This window comes from Corynebacterium sp. HMSC071B10, assembly GCF_001814825.1.
Taxonomy (GTDB): domain Bacteria; phylum Actinomycetota; class Actinomycetes; order Mycobacteriales; family Mycobacteriaceae; genus Corynebacterium.
Genome location: NZ_KV818024.1, coordinates 26807 through 46199, shown reverse-complemented (window position 1 = coordinate 46199; position 19393 = coordinate 26807). Strand labels below are relative to the sequence as shown.

General features: G+C 65.3%; 18 protein-coding genes and 1 pseudogene. 14 read left to right on the top strand and 5 right to left on the bottom strand.

All coding sequences use genetic code 11. The features are described from left to right. Together HMPREF2990_RS13040 and HMPREF2990_RS10585 are read right to left on the bottom strand one after the other, a co-directional pair. Positions 1-2073 (bottom strand): hypothetical protein (locus HMPREF2990_RS13040; protein ID WP_168167144.1); only part of this gene is annotated, 2073 nt, incomplete at its 3' end. 268 nt (positions 2074-2341) lie between these two features. Then, positions 2342-3166, bottom strand: coding sequence for a hypothetical protein (locus HMPREF2990_RS10585; protein WP_070764588.1), 825 nt, complete (start codon positions 3164-3166; stop codon positions 2342-2344). A gap of 197 nt (positions 3167-3363) precedes the next feature. On the opposite strand from HMPREF2990_RS10585, the gene HMPREF2990_RS10580 reads away from it, so the two are divergent. The 10 genes from HMPREF2990_RS10580 (at position 3364) to HMPREF2990_RS10535 (ending at position 13525) form a co-directional block, all read left to right on the top strand. After that, positions 3364-3732 carry a DUF4259 domain-containing protein gene (locus HMPREF2990_RS10580; RefSeq protein ID WP_070764674.1) on the top strand — a complete coding sequence of 123 codons (369 nt, stop codon included), beginning with the start codon at positions 3364-3366 and terminating at the stop codon, positions 3730-3732. A 12-nt stretch (positions 3733-3744) separates the two neighbouring features. Further along, entirely contained in the window at positions 3745-4344 is a 600-nt protein-coding gene (locus tag HMPREF2990_RS10575; RefSeq protein WP_070764587.1) for a dTMP kinase, read from the top strand. Positions 4345-4354: 10 nt separating this feature from the next. Continuing rightward, positions 4355-5038: an MtrAB system response regulator MtrA gene (gene mtrA, locus HMPREF2990_RS10570; RefSeq protein ID WP_070764586.1), complete on the top strand. Its 684-nt coding sequence runs from the start codon at positions 4355-4357 to the stop codon at positions 5036-5038. 63 nt (positions 5039-5101) lie between these two features. Next, positions 5102-6673 carry an MtrAB system histidine kinase MtrB gene (gene mtrB / locus HMPREF2990_RS10565; protein WP_070764585.1) on the top strand — a complete coding sequence of 524 codons (1572 nt, stop codon included), beginning with the start codon at positions 5102-5104 and terminating at the stop codon, positions 6671-6673. Next, complete coding sequence (gene lpqB / locus HMPREF2990_RS10560) at positions 6660-8417, top strand: MtrAB system accessory lipoprotein LpqB (protein ID WP_070764584.1); 1758 nt, start codon at positions 6660-6662, stop codon at positions 8415-8417. Before mtrB ends, lpqB begins: the two co-directional genes overlap by 14 nt. Positions 8418-8421: 4 nt before the next feature. Then, positions 8422-9048, top strand: a complete 627-nt coding sequence (locus HMPREF2990_RS10555; protein ID WP_210399982.1) for a ComF family protein — start codon at positions 8422-8424, stop codon at positions 9046-9048. 107 nt (positions 9049-9155) lie between these two features. Beyond that, complete coding sequence (hpf, locus tag HMPREF2990_RS10550; RefSeq protein WP_070764583.1) at positions 9156-9830, top strand: ribosome hibernation-promoting factor, HPF/YfiA family; 675 nt, start codon at positions 9156-9158, stop codon at positions 9828-9830. A 195-nt stretch (positions 9831-10025) separates the two neighbouring features. Next, entirely contained in the window at positions 10026-12566 is a 2541-nt protein-coding gene (gene secA / locus HMPREF2990_RS10545) for a preprotein translocase subunit SecA (protein ID WP_070764582.1), read from the top strand. Positions 12567-12617: 51 nt separating this feature from the next. Continuing rightward, on the top strand, positions 12618-13031 hold the full coding sequence (locus HMPREF2990_RS10540) for an HAD-IA family hydrolase (protein WP_070764581.1): 414 nt from the start codon (positions 12618-12620) through the stop codon (positions 13029-13031). Further along, positions 13031-13525 carry a DUF6912 family protein gene (locus HMPREF2990_RS10535; RefSeq protein ID WP_070764580.1) on the top strand — a complete coding sequence of 165 codons (495 nt, stop codon included), beginning with the start codon at positions 13031-13033 and terminating at the stop codon, positions 13523-13525. Before HMPREF2990_RS10540 ends, HMPREF2990_RS10535 begins: the two co-directional genes overlap by 1 nt. On the opposite strand, the gene rsgA is transcribed toward HMPREF2990_RS10535, so the two are convergent. Together rsgA and aroA are read right to left on the bottom strand one after the other, a co-directional pair. Then, positions 13499-14536 (bottom strand): ribosome small subunit-dependent GTPase A, encoded by a 1038-nt coding sequence (gene rsgA / locus HMPREF2990_RS10530; protein WP_070764579.1) that lies wholly within the window; start codon positions 14534-14536, stop codon positions 13499-13501. The two genes, HMPREF2990_RS10535 and rsgA, sit on opposite strands and share 27 nt — an antisense overlap. Then, the gene (aroA, locus tag HMPREF2990_RS10525) at positions 14536-15807 is read right to left on the bottom strand and encodes a 3-phosphoshikimate 1-carboxyvinyltransferase (RefSeq protein WP_070764578.1); all 1272 of its coding nucleotides are present in this window, start codon (positions 15805-15807) and stop codon (positions 14536-14538) included. The genes rsgA and aroA overlap by 1 nt, the downstream gene beginning before the upstream one ends. Before the next feature lie 20 nt (positions 15808-15827). Here aroA and HMPREF2990_RS10520 point away from each other — a divergent pair, with 20 nt between their 5' ends. After that, a complete protein-coding gene (locus HMPREF2990_RS10520) occupies positions 15828-16511 on the top strand; it encodes an SOS response-associated peptidase (RefSeq protein WP_070764577.1) in 684 nt (227 codons plus the stop codon). On the opposite strand, the gene HMPREF2990_RS10515 is transcribed toward HMPREF2990_RS10520, so the two are convergent. Then, positions 16508-16981 carry an aminoacyl-tRNA deacylase gene (locus HMPREF2990_RS10515; protein WP_070764576.1) on the bottom strand — a complete coding sequence of 158 codons (474 nt, stop codon included), beginning with the start codon at positions 16979-16981 and terminating at the stop codon, positions 16508-16510. The genes HMPREF2990_RS10520 and HMPREF2990_RS10515 overlap by 4 nt on opposite strands. A 68-nt stretch (positions 16982-17049) precedes the next feature. On the opposite strand from HMPREF2990_RS10515, the gene HMPREF2990_RS10510 reads away from it, so the two are divergent. The 3 genes and pseudogenes from HMPREF2990_RS10510 to HMPREF2990_RS10500 all read left to right on the top strand — a co-directional run. Next, entirely contained in the window at positions 17050-17652 is a 603-nt protein-coding gene (locus HMPREF2990_RS10510; RefSeq protein ID WP_070764575.1) for a sigma-70 family RNA polymerase sigma factor, read from the top strand. Continuing rightward, positions 17652-17930: a mycothiol system anti-sigma-R factor gene (gene rsrA / locus HMPREF2990_RS10505; RefSeq protein WP_038588869.1), complete on the top strand. Its 279-nt coding sequence runs from the start codon at positions 17652-17654 to the stop codon at positions 17928-17930. Before HMPREF2990_RS10510 ends, rsrA begins: the two co-directional genes overlap by 1 nt. A 592-nt stretch (positions 17931-18522) precedes the next feature. Further along, a pseudogene (locus HMPREF2990_RS10500) lies at positions 18523-19393 on the top strand (hypothetical protein); the annotation flags it as partial.

The following is a 19393-nucleotide window of genomic DNA, read 5'->3' as shown; positions in this document are numbered from 1 at the left end:
GGCCTGCTTGCCGCGGCCCGGGTAGACGGTGGTCGTTGCGTCGCTGACCGTGGTCGTGGTGCCGAGGGTGACGGTCTTGGTCACGGGGTTGCCGAGGCTGGGGTCGGCCACGGTGACGGTGATGGGGCCTGTCGCGTCGGTGGCGGGGTCGAGGAGGACCTCGTGGGCGTCGTTCAGCGTGGCGGTGACGTTGTTGCCGTTGGCGTCTTTGGCGGTGACCTTGGTGAGGCCCTCGTGGTATTCGCCGATGGTGATGCCGGTGGCCTGCTTGCCGCGGCCCGGGTAGACGGTAGTTTTCGGGTCGCTGACCGTGGTTGTGGTGCCGAGGGGGACGCGCTTGGTCACTTCGCCAAGGCTGGGGTCGGTCACGGTGACGGTGATCGGGCCTGCCGCACCGGTGGCGGGATCGAGCTCAACCTCGCCGTTTGCGTTGAACTTGGCGGGGACGTTCTTGCCCGCTTTGTCCTTTGCGGTGACAGTGGTCTTGCCCTCGTGAACCTCGCCGACGGCGACACCTGCGGGCTGTGATCCGCGGCCCGGGTAGACGGTCTTCTCCCGGTACACGGTGACGGGAAGGAAGAAGGCCTTAGAGGTGGTGCCGTCGGCAAACTGCGCTTGGATGGGGACCTCGATCGTGCGGTGCGATGCGCCGTCGAGCAGCGCATCCTTCGCCCCGGGGTTCACGTTGATCGCGGGCTTGCCGCCCTGGTCTTCGATGCTGACCCAGTCGCGGTACGGCACGCCGTCGTCACCGGCGGGGATGAAGAATGTCGTGCCCTCTGGTGGGGCGATGCGGGGACCATCAGGGTCGCTCGCGTCGATAAAGAGCGGGGTGTCCGCCGTCTCAGTTTCGTTCATGCCGACGATGACAGCCTCATTGAGCACGGGGGAGTAGAGCCCAGCGTGGTCCACGTCCTTGATGTAGATCGGCAGGTTCACCGTGTCCCAGGAGCTCTCTGAGTAGTTGAAGGTGATTGGCAGCTCAACGTATTCGAGTGGGTTTGGGTCTTTTCCAGCGGTGATATGGATCTCAGAAAAGATCCGGTACTGCTGTTCCTCGTTCGGATCATCGCCGAGGGGCGAGCTTAGCGGCACATAGCTGATCTTGATCGTGTGGTCGCCGTCCTGGCAAGCGTCTTCATCCGCGCTGGCGTCGCAGAAGCGGTTCGCCTTGTTCTTGGCGTTGGCGAACTTTTTCTCGAACTTGGCACGCGCGTTGACGAGCAGCTCGCGCTTTTCACCCTCGATCTGGCGCTCCTCGACCAGGGGGTTGCCGTCCACGTCGGTCATCACCGGCCAGTGGCTGTCCACATGTTTTGGGTTGTTCGGGTCGAAGTCGGGATCGCTGACATCGATGACTTCGCTGTCGCCGTAGCGCACCGGGTCGCTCCACGCAACGCCGGGGATCTTCTTCGTCTCGCCGGGCTTAAGAATCAGCGGGTGTCGCTGGAACTTCGGCTGGTAGCGGACGTAATCGGGGAGATCCTCGTAGCTTAAGTTCCCCGCTTCGTCCACATACAGCGTGATTTCGGAGGTGTAGTCGCTCCCCTCCTGCCACGCCTTCACCTGCAGGGTATAGACACCCTTCGCGGCGTCTGCCGGGACTGTGCCTTCGACGCTGCCATCGGGGTGCACAGTGGCCCAGTCAGGGTTGACAAAGGGCTTCTCACCTGTCGCTACTCCCTCGTACCTGATCTCCTCCGGCGGAGTCCTGCGGTATGCATGGGGGAAGAACTCCCAGTACTCGGGCGCGTCGATGCGGAACGCTTTGCCTGGGGAGGCGGTGTAGTAGTTCGCGTAGGTGGGCTGGTAGGTCAAGAACCAGGGGAGTTTAGTTGTGCTGTACCCCGTGGTACCGATCAAGGTGCCGTCATTGTATCTGGGTAGATCCGCGAACTTGTCCAGGCGCGTTTCCGCGTTGAGCTCCCCACTAGCTTCTGCTGCCTGCGCGTAGACCGCGGTTGGCGCGGCAACGCTGACTGCCGCGGTTCCGGAAATGGCCAGCGTTGCCGCCATTGATGCGGCGAGCGCGGGGCGCAGGTTGAGCGTGCGGGGAGTGGAAAACGGCCGCATTGAATTCCCTTTCTCAGATGACGGCGAGGTAAAGAGGCAAGTTGCGACGTCTCCGCCCGGCTCGGCGCACGTAAATCAAAGGCGATTGCCGTGTGAGGGAGCTGTGCGAAGTTTGTAGCAGCTTGGATTGGCCTTAAAAGGCTTCTGTAGCGCATGGTACTTCATTGAAGCGCCATAAGCGGAAGTGAGAAGGATGACGCCTGCCCACGGAAGGGGGATACGAAAAAGCAGCGACCCAAAATCAAACGGGTCGCTGCGTGTGGCGTAGTTAGCGGCGGAAGTTGCTCATCCAGCGGTTCCAGGCCTGCTGCGCCTCGGAGGAGAAGCCTTGCTGCGGGGCTCCCGCCTCCCGCGGCGCGGGTGCCGGTGGCGTACCCTGGTCGGCCTCAGGCCCGACCTGCGTGTGCGCCTGCCCCCTCTGGGGTGCCGTGTTCTGCTCGGCCGACTGCGGTGCACCGCTCGGCGTCGGGATGGCACCGGCCGGCGGTTCCGGCGCGGGCTCGCCGGCGGGGTCTGCGGGCTTCGGCTCCGCTGGCGTCGGCTCGGTCGTCGTCGAGCTGCCTTCGCTCGAAGTGCCCGGAGTGCCCGGCGTTTCCTGCGTGGAAGGCGCGGAGGACTCAGCGGGGCTCGGGGCTTCGGCAGCCTCGCCCTCGCCCTGCATCGCCGCGGCGGTGGTGGGCAGCACGGTGGTGGGGACCACGTTGGTGGGGCGGAAGACGCGGGTGGATGCCTGCTGCTGCGCGGTGCCTACGACCGCGTGTTGCGGGGCATAAGGGTCGGAGTTGAGGCTGTAGGCCTCGCCCTGGCCTTCCGTGCTGGGTTGTGCGAGGTTGACCTGCGGCTGCTGGGGTGCGGCGTTGGGGTCCTGCCCCGCGTCGTCGTCAGCCTGCTCGGAGCGCTTATCCGAGGTCACCCTGGAGGTTTTGGAGACGGGGCTTTCCTTGCGTGGCTGCTCGCTTGTCGTCTCAGAGACGTAGCCGGCTTGGGCTGAGCGCTCGGAGGAGGAGGCGTTCCAGACGAAGAAGCCAATGACGATAGCGGCGACGATGCCTGCCGCCATAAAGATGCCGACGCGCGGCTTCTGGTTATCCACGGGTCCTCCTTCTCCGACTCAATTGTCACAACCTTATAACAATTACTCTGTTTCGCCTTTTATAGCACGCTTGTTATGAATTCTCCTGTTCAAGTGATCACAAACACATCAACACTGCCTCCGTGCCGGGGGAAGCAGAATCGTGGTAGACCTATGGCAAGTGCGCAAAATCCGCCCAAAAGGAAAAGGAGATGCCGATGAGCGCGTGGGATGAGGAGATCTTCTCTGCCGAGGCCAATGTCGATTTTCTCGATGAGCTTGACTCGCTCGAGGAGGGCGAAGTCGAGCAGGCGGTTATCGACGCCGCGTTGTTGGCCGCCAACCAAAACCCCGCCTCCGTCAGCGAGGATGAGCTGCTTAACGGCCGCGCCGCCGCGACGATTGTGGCGATCTGGGCCGGGGCACCCTTTTCTGCCGGTGAGGTCGCCGATACCTATCCCTTTATCCGCAACCGTCCCGCGACGGTGAGCGACGAGGCGATCGAGGCCGCGACCGCGGTGCTGGAGGGCGTCGGCGAGGAGGAGGCGGGCGCGAGCCTGGATCAGTTCCTCGAGGCGCTCGCGTAGGCGAGGGCGGCCATGATTATTGCCGTAGAGGGTATTGACGGGGCGGGAAAGCGCACCATTGTCCAGGCGATCCAGCGCGAGTACGGGGCGCGCACGCTTGCCTTCCCTCGCTACGAGGAGTCCATCCACGCGCAGCTGGCGCAGCAGGCGCTGCACGGGAAGATGGGCGATTTAACCGATTCGATTTACGGGATGGCCACCATGTTTGCGCTGGACCGCTACGGGGCGAAGGCGCAGATCGCCGAGTACGCGGAGACAGGTGTGCTGGTGTTGGACCGCTACGTGGCCTCGAACGCGGCCTACTCCTGGGCGCGTTCGGGGGAGAAGGCGATCGTCGATTGGGTAGCGGAGCTGGAGTTCGGCCAGCTCGGGCTGCCGGTGCCGGACCTGCAGGTGCTGGTGGATACCCCGCCTGCGGTCGCGCAGGAGCGGGCGGTCAAGCGCGCAGCGGCGGACGAGGCGCGTGCGCGGGACCGCTACGAGCGCGACGCGTCCCTGCAGCAGGCCACCTACGAGGCGTACGTGGCGCTGGCCGCGCAGGGGTGGGCGAGCCGATGGCTTCGCACCACTGATGCAGGAACTATCATGCAAGCAGTCGAAGCCGTACGTTGAAGGAGCCCTGATGCAGCCGAAGATCCTCGTTGTTGATGATGACCCAGCCATCAATGAGATGTTGACCATCGTGCTGGAGGCCGAGGGCTTTGATACCTCTTCCGTCCAGGACGGCGCGGAAGCGGTGGAGGCCTTTCACGCGTACGACCCCGATCTGGTGCTCTTGGACCTGATGCTGCCCGGCGTCAACGGGATTGACATCTGCCGCGAGATCCGCCGGACTTCCGCGGTACCGATCGTCATGCTTACTGCAAAGACGGACACCGTGGACGTGGTGCTGGGCTTAGAGTCCGGGGCGGATGACTACATCACGAAGCCCTTCAAGCCGAAGGAGCTCATCGCCCGGATCCGCGCGCGCCTGCGCCGCGCCGACGATGAGCCTGCCGAGGTGCTCAAGATCGGAGACCTGACCATCGACGTGCCGCAGCACATGGTCAGCCGCGGCGACGAGGAGATCGCGCTGACCCCGCTGGAGTTCGATCTGCTGCTGGAGATGGCGCGCAAGCCGAACCAGGTGCACACCCGCGACGAGCTGCTGGAGACGGTATGGGGCTACCGCAATGCCTCCGACACCCGCCTGGTGAACGTGCACGTGCAGCGCCTGCGCTCCAAGATTGAGCTGGACCCGGAGCACCCGGAGATCATCCTCACCGTGCGTGGGCTGGGTTACAAGACTGGTAAACCGGGGGTGTAGCCGATAAAGGGCAACGCAATCTGGCGGGCGAGAGAGCGCGTCGCAGAGTCGTGGCGCACCTCGCTGCAGGTGCGTTTCGTGGGCACGGTGCTCATCGTGTCCACCATCGTCATGCTCGTGTTGGGTTTCGCCATGGCCTCGGTGGTCACCCAGCGCATCACGCAGAGCAAGTTGGACGCGGCGAGCGTCGAGATCGAGCGTGCGCGCGTGGTGGTCGAGGAGCAGATCAACAACACTGGCAGCGCTTCCTCGCTGCAGGTGCGGCTGAACTCAGCGCGGGCGGCGCTCACGCAGCGCTCGCAGGGCAGTTCCGAGGCAGCCAACGTCTACGACCCGGTCCTTCTGGTCAGCGGCGGCCCGGGTGCGGGCACGTCCTCGCCGGAGTCCTACTCCATCCCGGAGAAGCTCCAGGCGTTCGTGTCTGAGGGCAATGTGGCCTACCAGTTTTCCTCGGTCGAGCGCACCGACCGTTCCACCTACAGCGCGTTGATCATCGGCACGCCGACGAACGCGGACCTGCGCGACCTCGAGCTGTACTTGGTCTTGAACATGGACAACGAGGCGTCGACACTCGCGCTCATGCGCGGCCTCATCGCCTCGGCTGCGGTGATTGTGATCGTGCTGCTGGTGGGCATCGCGTGGCTGGCCTCCCAACAGATCGTCGCGCCGGTGCGCTCCGCCTCGCGCACCGCCGAGCGCTTCGCCAGCGGGCATTTGCGCGAGCGCATGCCTGTCGACGGCGAGGACGAGATGGCCGTGCTCGCGCTGTCCTTCAACAACATGGCGGACAAGATCTCCGAGCAGATCAACCACCTCGAGGAGTACGGCGACCTGCAGCGACAGTTCACCTCGGACGTCTCGCACGAGCTGCGCACCCCGCTGACCACGGTGCGCATGGCCGCGGACATGATCGCCGCCAACGAAGACGACCTCGACCCGGTGACCCAGCGCGCCTCGCAGCTGATGACCCGCGAGCTCGACCGCTTCGAGGCGCTGCTGGCCGACCTGCTGGAGATCTCGCGCCACGACGCCGGCGTGGCCGACCTGGCGCTGGCCACCATCGACGCGAAGACCCCCATCGAGTCTGCGTGGGCGCAGACCCAGCACCTGGCCGAGGAACTCGACGTGGAGGTCATCTTCGACCTGCCCGAGGAGCCGGTCAACCTGGAGGGCGACTCGCGGCGCATCGAGCGTATCGTGCGCAACCTGATTGCCAACGCCATCGACCACTCGGAGGGCAACCCGGTCGCTGTGTGCCTGCGGGCCAACGACGAGGCCGTGGCCATTACCGTCACCGACGGCGGCGTCGGGCTCAAGCCCGGGCAGGAGGAGCTGGTGTTCAACCGCTTCTGGCGCGCCGACAAGTCGCGCAAGCGCCACTCCGGCGGCACCGGCCTGGGCCTGGCGATCGCGCGCGAGGACGCGGTGCTGCACCACGGCCAGCTGGATGCGGCGGGCCAGCCCGGCGTCGGTGCGCAGTTCCGCCTCGTGCTGCCGCGCCACCCGGAGCAGGGCTACACGGAAGCCCCGCTGCCGCTGGTCGCGCCGGGCGAGGATGAGCAGAATGCGGAAGGCGAACAGGCGCGTCCGCTGGTGGCGCGTACGAAAGAGGAGGCGGCAGATGGGCGTGACTAGGAAGGCGAAGGTGGTGGCGTGGGCGTCGATAATCGCCCTGACCTCGGGGTGTACCTCCCTGCCCACAAACTCCGACCCGCACGTGCTCCACAGCTTTGACGCGCAGACGGCGGCCGAGCCCGATGCCCGCCCGATCGAGGGCCGCGAACCGGACCTGCTCCTGCGCGACTTCTACGCCGCCTCGGCGCTGCCGGCCGCGGATTACGAGGCCGCGCGTGCCTTCCTCACCGGCGACGCCCGCTCGGCTTGGGACCCGCGCGTGCAGACGCTGATCGTGGACAATATCGGCGTGACCACGCTCGTCGGCGGCGCCGGGACCAAGCGCAGCTACAGCGTGCACGGCGACGTCGTCGGCGAGCTGCACGACGGCGGCGCGTTCACGCCCGAGCACGGCAGCTACGAGGCCACCTTGGAGCTCGAGCTTGTCGACGGCGAGTGGCGCATCTCCTCCCTCCCGTCCGGCGTCGTGCTGGAGCGTTCCGAGCTGCGCGAGCAGTACCAGCCCTACAACCTCTACTTCTTCGACCCGGCCGGCAACGAACTGATCACCGACCGCCGCTGGGTGGTCTCGCGCCGGGAATCGCTGCCGAGCGCCCTGATTACGCTTTTGACCGGCGGCCCGTCCGAGCGGCTCGCCCCGGCGGTGGAGGAGTCGTCCCCGGCGCACCTGACAGGGGAGAACGACGCGATCGCGTACGCGGGGATGGAAGACGGCGCGTACACCTTCACCGGCTTCGGCGGGCTCGATGAGAAGGCGCGCAAGCAGTTTGCGGCCCAGGTGGTGTGGACGTTGGCCTCTGCTGGCGTGACCGGGCCGTACAATCTGCGCGCCGACGGCGAGGTGCTTTTCGACGGTGCCGACGCGCTGACCGTCGACGACTTCGCCGAGTTCAGCCCGCTGGTGGATCTGGTTGGCGAGACGACGCTGTACTCGCTGGCCAACGGTCGCGTCTCGCGTGTCAGCGGCGGCACCGCGCACCAGGTCGAGGGCGCGCTCGGCGAGGCGGGCGACGCGCTGACCGCCGACATCTACGGCGAGAAGTACTGGGCCGGGGTCTTCGGCAAGCCCAGCGGCAACAACGAGGAACACGAGGAGGACAAGGACGTGTTCCGCGTCGGCGAGTTCGGCGGGCGCGAGGAGGACATCGTCGAGGGCACGACGTTTTCCCGCCCCACCTTCGAGCCCGACGCAGCTGCGGTGTGGGTCGTGGCCGACGGCAAGAAGGTGCTGCGCACCATCCAGTCCGGCGCGACTGACGAGATCATCACCAGCGAGGTGGACGTCGAACTACCGGAGGGCGTCGAGGGCAACATTTCGGTGCTGCGCCTGTCGCGTAGCTCGGCGCGTGTGGTGATGGTGATTGACGGGCGGCTCTACACCGGGATTGTCAAGCGCGGCGCGACCGGCGAGCGCTCCGTGGTCAACGTGGTGGAGTACGCCTCCGAGCTGGGCGGGTCGGTCATCTCGGCGGACTGGCAGCCGGACGGCTCGCTGCTCGTGGGTACTTCCAGCGGTGTCTCGCCGGTGCTGCGCGTCGAGCAGGACGGCTCGGGTAGCCACACCTTGTCCGCGGGCAACATCTCCGCGCCGGTGGTGGCGGTGGGGACCTCGCCGAACATGCTGTACGTCACCGACTCGAACGCGCTGCTGCAGATGCCGGTCTCCGGCAGCGACAACCCGCTGTGGCGCGAGGTACCGGGGCTGCTCGGCACCCGCGCCCTGCCGATCGTGGCGCGCAACTAGCACCATGCTGGGGGAGGTGGCGGACCTGCTGTTGCCGCGCTACTGCGCGGGCTGCGGGGAGCCCGCCGAGCGCTGGTCGGTGCTGTGCGCACGGTGCCGCCGCCTGCTCGCGCGACCCCCGCAGCGAGTGTTCCCCAAGGTGACGGTGCCCGCCCCGGTGTTCGCGCTCGGGCCGTACGCGGATGCGCACCGCGGGGTGATTCTGGCGATGAAGGAGCGCAACAACCTGGCGGTGCGCGCGCACGTCGGCGCGGTCCTCGCGGCGGCGCTCGAGCACTTGGAGGTGCGCGGAGATATCGCGGTCGCGGACGCGCTGGTCCCCGCCCCGACACGCAAAGCCAACGCGCGCGCCCGCGGCGGGGACCCGGTACGTGCGGTGTGCGAGGCGAGCGGGCGCGCTACCTGCCCGGCGCTGACGCTGCGCAGGACAACGGCGGACCAGGCCGAACTGGACGAGGCCGGCCGGCGCGCGAACTTGCAGGGGGCGGTGCACGTGCAGAAACTGCCTGCCGGTAGCGTGGTGGTGGTCGATGACGTAGTCACCACGGGGGCAACGCTCGAGGCTAGCGTGGCTGCGTTGCTTGCGCGCGGGGTGCGTGTGGCGGGGTGCGTCACACTTGCGGAAGCCTGAGACGCAGGAAACTGGCAGGAACTTCTTCGCCTCAAAGCAACACATTGGTTATGACCAGTTGTATAGTTGGGGTAGACCGAGTTCCTACTACTCTAGGGAGGAAGCAGATGACTTCTGCAGAGCACAACGACAGCCTGAGCCCCAACGCACAGGTGACCATCACCGGCCGAAATGTCGAGGTCCCAGAGCACTTCCAAGAGCGCGTCAATGCCAAACTCGCAAAGATTGAGAAGCTTGACCCCTCGCTCACGTTCTTCAATGTGGAGCTGCAGCACGAGCCCAACCCGCGTCGAGAAGCGCAGGCACAGCGCGTGCAGATCACCGCGACCGGCAAGGGCCACCTCGCCCGCGCCGAGGCTAAGGAGGACAGCTTCTACGCTGCCCTCGAGTCTGCACTAGGCAAGATGGAGCGCTCGCTGCGCAAGGTGAAGGTGCGTCGCCAGGTGGCGCGCTCCGGCCACCGCGCGCCGAAGTCCACCGGCGAGATCGCGGCCGAGCTGGCGCGCGAGGCAGAGGAAGCACGCGCACAGGCGAAGGACAACTTCGAGACGGATCCGTACGCGGACACGGTTGAAGATGTGGTGCCGGGCCAGATTGTGCGTCGCAAGGAGCACTCCGCCACCCCGATGAGCGTGGACGATGCGCTGTCCGAGATGGAGCTGGTGGGCCACGATTTCTACCTCTTCGTGGATGAGGAGACCAACCAGCCGTCCGTGGTGTACCGCCGCCACGCCTACGATTACGGCCTGATCGCCCTGACCGCTGAGGCGAAGGAAGCCTAAGGGCTAGACCAGTACGCCCGCCACGGCCTTGCGCTGTGGCGGGCGTTTGGCGTATTCACACCAAATTGTGCGAGGTTGGGCAGACGAGCGGTTGTCAAGGCACGCTGCCTTGTGCGTACAATTGCGGGTTGGTACACCTTAAGTAACTTTTTTGTGCTCGTACTTTTGCACTGACTACCGAAGGATTCACAGAACGTGTTTGGACTTTCCAAGTTGCTCCGCGCCGGTGAAGGGCGCACCGTCAAGCGTTTGTCAAAGATTGCTGACCAAGTCATGGCGCTGGAGGGTGAGTACGAGAAGCTCACTGACGAGGAGCTCAAGGCAAAGACCGACGAGTTTAAGCAGCAGATCGAAGACGGGGCGTCGCTGGACGACCTGCTGCTCGACGCGTTCGCGACCGCCCGCGAGGCGTCCTGGCGCGTGCTGGGGCAGAAGCACTACAAGGTGCAGATTATGGGTGGCGCGGCACTCCACTTCGGTAGCGTCGCCGAGATGAAGACCGGTGAGGGCAAGACCCTGACCTCGGTGCTGCCCGCGTACTTGAACGGCCTTTCCGGTAAGGGCGTCCACATCGTCACGGTGAACGACTACCTGGCTAAGCGTGACGCCGAGATGATGGGGCGTGTGCACCACTTCCTGGGCCTGGACGTGGGCGTGATCCTTTCCGAGATGCGCCCGGACGAGCGCAAGAAGTCCTACGCAGCAGCGATTACGTACGGTACGAACAACGAGCTCGGCTTCGATTACCTGCGCGACAACATGACGCGCTCGACCAGCGAGATGGTGCAGCGCGGCCATAACTTCGCCATCGTGGATGAGGTTGACTCGATTCTTATCGACGAGGCGCGTACCCCGCTGATCATTTCCGGCCCCGTCGACGGCTCCAGCCAGCTCTACACCGTGTTCTCCCAGCTCGCCCCGCGGATGCGCGAGGGCAAGCACTACGAGGTGGACCGCCGCAAGCGCACCATCGGCGTGACCGAGGAGGGCGTGGAGTTCGTCGAGGACCAGCTGGGCATTGGCAACCTGTACGCCCCGGAGCACTCGCAGCTGGTCAGCTACCTCAACAACGCGATTAAGGCGAAGGAGCTCTTCGAGCGCGATAAGGACTACATCGTGCGCCAGGGCGAGGTGCTCATCGTGGACGGGTTCACGGGCCGCGTGCTCGCAGGCCGTCGTTACAACGAGGGCATGCACCAGGCGATCGAGGCGAAGGAAAACGTCGAGATCAAAAACGAGAACCAGACGCTGGCGACGATCACGCTGCAGAACTACTTCCGCCTCTACGACAAGCTGGCCGGCATGACCGGTACTGCGGAGACCGAGGCGGCCGAGCTGCACCAGATCTACAAGATGGACGTGGTGCAGATCCCGCCGAACCGTCCGAACCAGCGACAGGACCGCGACGACCTGATCTACAAGACGCAGGAAGCGAAGTTCGCGGCCGTGGCCGAGGACATCGCGGAGCACTCGGAGAAGGGCCAGCCGGTGCTGGTGGGTACCACCTCCGTGGAGCGCTCCGAGTACCTTTCCCAGCTGCTGACCCGCAAGGGTGTGAAGCACAACGTGCTCAACGCGAAGCACCACGAGGAGGAGGGCCGCATCATCGCCGAGGCGGGCCTGCCGGGCCGTGTGACCGTGTCCACCAACATGGCTGGTCGCGGTACCGATATCGTGCTGGGCGGCAACCCGGAAATTCTGCTGGATGCGAAGCTGCAGGAGCAGGGCCTCGACCCCTTCGAGGACGAGGAGCGCTACCAGGAGGCCTGGAACGAGCAGCTGCCGGCGGCGAAGGAGCGCTCGAAGCAGCTTGGCGACGAGGTCCGCGAGGCCGGTGGCCTCTACGTCATCGGCACGGAGCGCCACGAGTCGCGCCGTATTGACAACCAGCTGCGCGGCCGCTCCGGCCGCCAGGGCGACCCGGGCGAGACCCGCTTCTACCTGTCCATGCGCGACGAGCTGATGGTGCGCTTCATGGGCCAGTCCATGGAGAACATGATGAACCGCCTCAACGTGCCGGACGATGTGCCGATCGAGGCGAAGATGGTCTCGAACGCGGTCAAGGGTGCCCAGGCGCGCGTGGAGAACCAGAACTTTGAGATGCGTAAGAACGTGCTCAAGTACGACGAGGTACTCAACGAGCAGCGCAAGGTGGTCTACGGCGAGCGCCAGGAGATCCTGGCCTCCAAGGACATCAAGGACCAGGTCCGCCGCATGATCGAGGACACCGTCGGCGCGTACGTCGACGGCGCGACCCGCGAGGGCTACGTCGAGGACTGGGATCTGCGCGAGCTGTGGCACGCGCTCGAGTCCCTCTATGGCCCGACGGTGACGGCCGAGGAGCTCATCGAGGGCTCGACCTACGGCAGCCCGGGCGAGATCAGTGCGTCCGAGCTGCGCCAGGCGCTTGTCGACGATGCGCAGGCCCAGTACGACGCCCTCGAGGAAAAGATCGCCGAGATCGGCGGCGAGGAGCAGATGCGCAACCTCGAGCGTTCCGTGATCCTGCCGGTGATCGACACCAAGTGGCGCGAGCACCTCTACGAGATGGACTACCTGAAGGAGGGCATCGGCCTGCGCGCGATGGCGCAGCGCGACCCGCTGGTGGAGTACCAGAAGGAGGGCGGCGACATGTTCGCGGCGATGAATGAGGCCATCCAGGAGGAGACCGTGCGCCAGCTGTTCTTGATGCGCAAGCAGTTCGAGAGCCAGGACGAGCAAGCGGCGCAGGCGTAACGCCCGTAGACTCACTACAAAGACGTACTAGGCGGAGAAAGGCGAGCACGCATGCAGGGACTGATTTTTGATTACGCAGGTGTCCTGGATCAGGACAAAGAGGATGAGCAGCGCTGGCGCGAGCTGATCAAGGCGGTCAAGGCCCAGGACATCAAGGTGGGCATCCTCTCCAACGAGGAAGCGGACAGCCCGCTGGCGGAGGCAATCCGCGAGTGGGAGTTCCGCGGCGACGTGGACGCGGTGGTGCTCTCCGGCGAGATCGGGATTGGCAAGCCGGACCGCGCGGCGTTCCAGGCGGCGGCGGATGCGATTGACGTGATCATCAACGATTGTGTGATGATCGACGACGATATTGTCAACGTTCGTGCCGCCGTGGAGTTCGGCATGATCGGCATCCTGCACACGGCGTTCGACCGTACGTCGGTGGAGATCCAGTCGCTGTTCGACGTCGAGGGCGAGTTTTAATGCGCGTCTACATCCCCGCGACTTTCGGGATGCTCGAGAGCCTCAACGACACGGGTGTGCTGCACGCCCGCAACGGTTGGGGCTTTGCCGCCACGGACGAGCTGACGGAGTTCTTCACCTCGGGCGACCAGGAGGAAATCGAGGCGATTGCTTTCGACGACGCGGCGTTGGCGTCGATCCGCCTGCTCGCGATTGGCGACGAGGAGCGCTTCCCGCACCGCCGCGTAGTGGTCTCCGCTGACGTGGAGGCGAGTGGGGCGCCGGACATGGGCGAGTCGGTGGTCAAGGTCGCCGGGCCGGTCGAGCTGAAGGACGTCGCCGCGGTACACGTGGACGTGCGCGAGGCCGAGGAGGCCACCGCCAAGGCCATCGAGTGCATCGATGCCGCAGACCTGGGCGACGAGGACGCGGAGCTGACCGTGGGGGACGCCCAGGACCTCTACATGGCCTTCTTCGACCCCAGCGAGCTACCTTTCCTCATCGAGCTGCTTTAGCTCCCACTCGTTATTCGAGTGCAGCGCCACCAACAGGTGGCGCACCGCCGCCGCGCGCCTGCCCACAGGCGAGTCGGCGGCAAAGTCATCGAGGGTGCACTCCGGGTCCGCTGGCGGTCCCAGGTGCGTGCAGCCGCGGGGGCAGTCGGCGGACGCTTCGGCGAGGTCCGGGAAGACGTCGATGATCTGTTCGGGCTGTACGTGCGCAAGCCCGAAGGAGCGGATGCCGGGAGTATCGATGATCCAGCCGCCGCCTGGCCCGTCGAGCTCGAAAGCGACGGACTGGGTGGAGGTGTGGCGGCCCTTGCCCACGCCGGAGACCTCGCCGGTGGCGCGCTCGGCGTCCGGGACGATGCGGTTGACCAGGGTGGACTTGCCGACGCCGGAGTGGCCGATGAGGGCGGTGACGTGGCCGTCGATAAGCGAGCGCAGCGTGGCCAAATCATCGGCGGTGCCGGTGCGCAGCACGGTGACGTCCATGTCGGCGATCTCGCGCTCGAATGCTTCCGGGTCTTCCAAATCGGACTTGGTCACGCACACGACGGGGCGGACGCCGCCGACGAAGGCGGCGATCAGCGCGCGCTCGACGAAGCCGGTGCGCGGCGGGGGATCGGCGGCGGCGACCACGATGAGCAGCAGCTCGGCGTTGGCGACGATGATGCGCTCGTAGGGGTCCGTGTCGTCGGCGGTGCGGCGCAGCACCGAGGTGCGGTCGGCGCGCTTGACGATGCGCGCCATCGTATCCTTCGCGCCCGAGGTATCGCCGACGACGCCGACGCGGTCGCCGATCTCAATGCTGGTGCGCTTCAGTTGGCGTGCGCGCACACAGTTGACCAGGGTGCCGTCATCGAGCACGACGCCCCAGCGCCCGCGGTCCTTGGTCACCACCATGCCGAAGCGGGCATCCTTGTGGCTCGGGCGGTCCTTTGAGCGCGGGCGCGAGCCCTTGCCGGGGCGGACGCGGACGTCGGATTCGTCGTAGTCGTTGTAGCTGGAGAAGCGACGGGCCATTAGCGCCCCACCATGGTTTCCCACATCTGCGCGAAGCCGGGCAGCGTCTTGGAGGTGGTATCGATGTTCTCCACCTCGACGCCGTCGACGACCAGCCCGAGGATCGCGCCGGCGGTGGCCATGCGGTGGTCCGCATACGAGTACCAGGTGCCGCCGTGCAGCGGTGCCGGGGTGATACGCAGCCCGTCGGGCAGCTCCTCGCAGTTGCCGCCGAGGCGGTTGAGCTCCGTGGTCAGCGCCTCGAGGCGGTTGGTTTCGTGGCCGCGAAGGTGCGCGATGCCGGTCAGCTCGGAAGGGGTGGACGCGCACGCTGCGAGCGCGGCGACGGTGGGGGTGAGCTCGCCGATGTCACTCATGTCGATGCGGATGCCCTGCAGCTCGCCGTTCTGCGGGCCGCGGACCTCTAAGGTGTGGTCCGGGCCGGTGGCGACGAGCTCGACCTCGCAGCCCATGCGCTCCAAGATGTCGCGGATCACGTCGCCCGGCTGCGTGGTGGTAATCGGCCAGTGCGGCACGGAGACCACGCCCCCGGTCACTGCGGCGGCGGCGAGGAAGGGCGTGGCGTTGGAAAGGTCCGGCTCTATGACCCAGCGATTGGGCTGAATCTGCTGTGGCTCGACCTTCCAGGTGTTGCCCTCGGCCTGCACGCGCACCCCGGCCTGTGCCAGCATGTCCACCGTCATCTCGATGTGCGGCATGGACGGCAGCGTGCCGCCGGAGTGGGTGATCGTCACGCCGCGTTCAAAGTGCGGTGCGGCCAGCAGCAAGCCGGAGACGAACTGGGAGGAACCCGAGGCGTCGATAGTGACCTCGCCGCCGGGCGCGGACCCGGTGCCGTGCACGGTGAAGGGGAGCGAGTCGCCCGCGACGGAGACGCCGAGGTCGCGAAGGGCGTCGAGGATGGTGCCCATGGGGCGGGACTTGGCTTGCACGTCGCCGTCGAAAAGCACGGGGCCCTGCGCGAACGCGGCCACGGGCGGCACGAAGCGCATCACGGTGCCGGCGAGCCCGCAGCCCACCTCCGCGGCCTGAAGCTCGGACGGGGTCACGCGGATTCCTTCGCCTTCGCGGGCGAAGCGGGTGCCCATCGCGGCGAGTGCGGACTCCATCAGCTCGGTGTCGCGCGAGCGCAGGGCACCGACGATGAAGGATTCGCCCTGCGCGAGGGCGGCGAGGATGAGTGCGCGGTTGGTCATCGATTTGGACCCCGGCACCGCCTGCGTGTGCGAGACGGGGGCGGGGGCGTACGGCGCTGGCCACAGATCAGTCATGCGTCCATCATAATGGAGGCATGTGTGGACGTTTCGTGCTTTTCACCACCGGCGAGGCGCTCGTGGACGCGGTAGCCGCCCTGCCCGGCGCAGGCCACGTCGCCACCCCCGATGGCACCCCGCCGCCGCGCTACAACATCGCCCCGACCCAGCAGGTCGCGCTCGTGCGCTTCGACGCGTCCGGCGCGCGCATCGACGCCGCGCGCTGGGGCCTTCTCCCGACGTGGAAAAAGGACGACTCCGGCCCGTCCCTGTTCAACGCGCGCGCCGAAACCGTCGCGCAGAAGCCCTCCTTCCGCTCCGCCTTCGCCCATAAACGCGGGCTGATGCTTCTCGACGGCTACTACGAATGGCTCCCCACCGAACACGGCACAAAACAGCCGTATTTTGTCGCTGCAGAATCAGGCATGCTCTACGCCGCCGCGCTGTGGGAGACGGGCTTGGATCGCCTTTCCACCACGATGGTGACCACTGACGCCACCGAGAATATGGCGTGGCTGCACCACCGCCTCCCGCTCTTCCTCGGCGCGGATGAGGTTGCGCAGTGGGTCGACGGGACCCCGGAGGAGGCCGCGGAGCTTTTGGCACCGTCGCGGGTAGCGGACACGCTGCGCTGGCGCGAGGCGGACCCAGCGGTGGGCAACGCCCGCAACGAGTACGCCGGGCTTATCGGTGAGGGGCCGATGGGGAAGACGCGGCCCTAGTCGGTCGAGATCTCGGCGAACTTGGCGCCCGCGAGCGCGGCGAGGTCGTTTGGCGACAGCTCGAGCGAGAGTCCGCGCTGGCCGGCGGAGACGATGATGGTGGGGAAGGGGGACACGGAGGCGTCGATAAGCACTGGCAGCTTTTGTAGTGTGCCCAGCGGCGAGATGCCGCCGACGATATAGCCTGTGGCATGCTGGGCTTTCTTCGGCTCCGCGAGCTGCGCCTTCTTCCAGCCCAGCGCCTTTGCGGCTGCCTTGAGCGAGAGGTGGCCCGCGACCGGCACGCAGCACAGCGCCATCTCGCGCGGCTGCGCGGTGTTGGACACCACCAGGGTTTTCAGCGTGGCGCGCGGGTCGACGCCGAGTTGTTGCACGGAGTGCTCACCGAAATGATCCTGGCTCGCGGTGTACTCCAGCACGGTGTGCTCGACGCTGTTGGCTGCGGCGATGGCGCGGGTGCGCGCGGACATGTGAGGCTCCTTCTCGCTTGGCGTATGGGCCGATCCTACGCCTGGGAAAGTGGCCTACAATAGCGGGCATGCCCGAGCAAGATCTGAAAAACCGCTTCACCGAAGAGGCCATGCCGCTGCTAGACCAGCTCTACGGAGGCGCGCTGCGGATGACGCGCAACCCGCAGGACGCGGAAGATCTCGTGCAGGAGACCTACTTAAAGGCATACAAGGCCTTCGACCGGTTCACCCCGGGCACGAACCTGAAGGCGTGGCTGTACCGGATCATGACGAATACGTACATCAACACCTACCGCAAGAAACAGCGCCGCCCCCTGGTCACCTCGGCCGACGAGGTCACCGACAACCAGCTCTACACCTCCAGCTCGCACGACTCGACCGGGCTGGAATCCGCCGAGGTGGAGGCGTTGAAGCAGATGCCGAACTCCCGGATTTCGGAGGCGCTCAACTCGCTGAACGAGGACTACCGCATGGTGGTCTACTACGCCGACGTGGAGGGCCTGGCGTACAAGGAAATCGCCGAAGTGATGGACATTCCGCTTGGCACGGTGATGAGTCGGCTGCACCGTGGAAGAAAACAACTGCGCGAGATGTTGAAAGACGTAGCGCATGATCAAGGCATTGGGCTCGAGCGAGCGGCGACAGATGCAAAAAACGCGGAGGAGAAGTGATGGACACGCCCAACAACCACTGCGAAGCGGCTGATTGCACCGAGGTGCACGCACTGCTGTGCGAGCTGTTTGACCCGTCGACTACGCCCGAGCGGGTTGAAGAGATCCGTGTGCGCGTCAAGGCGTGTCCGCACTGCTTTGGGCAGCTGGAATCGGAGGAGGCGGTGCGCCGGATCGTCCGCTCGTGTTGCGGGCAGGCGCATGCCCCGGAGCCGTTGCGCAAGCGGATCATCGCGTCGCTCTCGTCGGTGACGTATACCGAGATCCGCTACCGATAGCGCTGTTTTTTCGACAGGTGCCCGCGACTGTGCAGGTCGCGGGCTCTTTGCGTGTGGCGGGGGTTGGGATCGTCCGTGGCGAAGAAGTGATAGCGAATCCCCGAAAACGGGGGTAATTTTCGGGGGTGGCAAATGGTGAACAATTCCGTATTGATCATTCCTAAGGAATGCCGGATTGGTGTTAGCTGAGCGTTTCATACGTAAAGGTCTTAAGGATATGGACGTTATGCTTCCCTTTTTCGAAAACTCCCAGGGTGGATGTTGAGAAATCCACAAAGTGCGGCATTCTATTTCTCAGGAAGCATAATATGCATTCACGAGTATCGTTGAACACTTTGGAGTTCGTAGACACTTATAGCGAGTTTGCTCTCAGGTATGGTGCGCCTAACGAACCGAATTTTTAACTAAGCCGCAGCCAATGGGGCTAAATGTGTTGAACAATCGCGATATAAAACAGTAAAAACCGTGAAAATAAAGCCGGTTTTCCAAGTAACTTCACAGTGCATACTCTTTCTGCATAAACTAGAGCCAGAACAAAGACAACAACTTCCGGCGTTGCCGCCGGGAGGCAGCACGAGAAGAGGAACACGAAATGGATGCCATCGCCCGCAAAGCACTTGCCGCAATGTGTGCGCTTTCTGTATTCGTTCCCGCCATCCAGACACCAGCACAGGCTGCGGTTGTCGAAGAGTCTTCCGTCGTTACGGTCACCGCTGACGAGGTCGGTCCCTTCTTCCACAACCTGGAGCTGGACAAGGGCCGTATCTCCTCGCTGAAGTTCACCGACCCGGCGTCGGTGGGTGGCACCCAGGATTCTTCCTTTTATATTGACTTCCGTTTCAACGGCCAGCGCGGCCTTGGAAACGCCGAGAACACCACGGTAGATACCCGCAAGGAGGGCAAGGTCCAGGTTGTGACTATGCGCAACCGCGACGACGCCCTCGGTGCTGCCTGGACCCGCGAGTTCCGCATCGACGGCAACAAGATCACCGTCCGCGTTGAGGTGGAAAACATCAGCGCAGAGGACGGGTACTTCCAACTGGACATGACCAATCAGGTCAACACTGCCCGCCAGCTGCAGGGCGCTTACGAGGATGGCGTCTTCACCGTCGGCCCGGAGTTCGGCGGCTACAACGCGCAACTGACCTTCGACGGTGCGTACAGCTCGGGCGTTGCTAACTCCTTCAATGACACCACCCAAGCTGGCGAGGTCGGCTTCGTCGATGAGGCGGGTGCCATGTTCCAGCGCGGCCGCTGGATCGAGGAGATCGACGCAGGCCAGACCGCAGTTGCAGAGGCCACCATCACGATGGAAACCCAGGACAGCGCAGTCGACACTGACGGCGACGGCCTGCCGGATGTGTGGGAGGAGCAGGGGCTCACGCTTGCCGACGGCACCGCAATGCCGCTCAACGAGTGGGGTGCAGACCCGAACCGCCCCGACATCTTCCTGCAGATGAACT

Excerpts from the sequence above, each read along its gene's own strand:
- HMPREF2990_RS10580 (WP_070764674.1), top strand. The coding sequence starts at position 3,364 with ATGAGCGCGTGGGATGAGGAGATCTTCTCTGCCGAGGCCAATGTCGAT.
- HMPREF2990_RS10575 (WP_070764587.1), top strand. The coding sequence starts at position 3,745 with ATGATTATTGCCGTAGAGGGTATTGACGGGGCGGGAAAGCGCACCATT.
- mtrA (WP_070764586.1), top strand. The coding sequence starts at position 4,355 with ATGCAGCCGAAGATCCTCGTTGTTGATGATGACCCAGCCATCAATGAG.
- lpqB (WP_070764584.1), top strand. The coding sequence starts at position 6,660 with ATGGGCGTGACTAGGAAGGCGAAGGTGGTGGCGTGGGCGTCGATAATC.
- HMPREF2990_RS10555 (WP_210399982.1), top strand. The coding sequence starts at position 8,422 with ATGCTGGGGGAGGTGGCGGACCTGCTGTTGCCGCGCTACTGCGCGGGC.
- hpf (WP_070764583.1), top strand. The coding sequence starts at position 9,156 with ATGACTTCTGCAGAGCACAACGACAGCCTGAGCCCCAACGCACAGGTG.
- HMPREF2990_RS10540 (WP_070764581.1), top strand. The coding sequence starts at position 12,618 with ATGCAGGGACTGATTTTTGATTACGCAGGTGTCCTGGATCAGGACAAA.
- HMPREF2990_RS10535 (WP_070764580.1), top strand. The coding sequence starts at position 13,031 with ATGCGCGTCTACATCCCCGCGACTTTCGGGATGCTCGAGAGCCTCAAC.
- rsgA (WP_070764579.1), bottom strand. The coding sequence starts at position 14,536 with ATGGCCCGTCGCTTCTCCAGCTACAACGACTACGACGAATCCGACGTC.
- aroA (WP_070764578.1), bottom strand. The coding sequence starts at position 15,807 with ATGACTGATCTGTGGCCAGCGCCGTACGCCCCCGCCCCCGTCTCGCAC.
- HMPREF2990_RS10520 (WP_070764577.1), top strand. The coding sequence starts at position 15,828 with ATGTGTGGACGTTTCGTGCTTTTCACCACCGGCGAGGCGCTCGTGGAC.
- HMPREF2990_RS10515 (WP_070764576.1), bottom strand. The coding sequence starts at position 16,981 with ATGTCCGCGCGCACCCGCGCCATCGCCGCAGCCAACAGCGTCGAGCAC.
- HMPREF2990_RS10510 (WP_070764575.1), top strand. The coding sequence starts at position 17,050 with ATGCCCGAGCAAGATCTGAAAAACCGCTTCACCGAAGAGGCCATGCCG.
- rsrA (WP_038588869.1), top strand. The coding sequence starts at position 17,652 with ATGGACACGCCCAACAACCACTGCGAAGCGGCTGATTGCACCGAGGTG.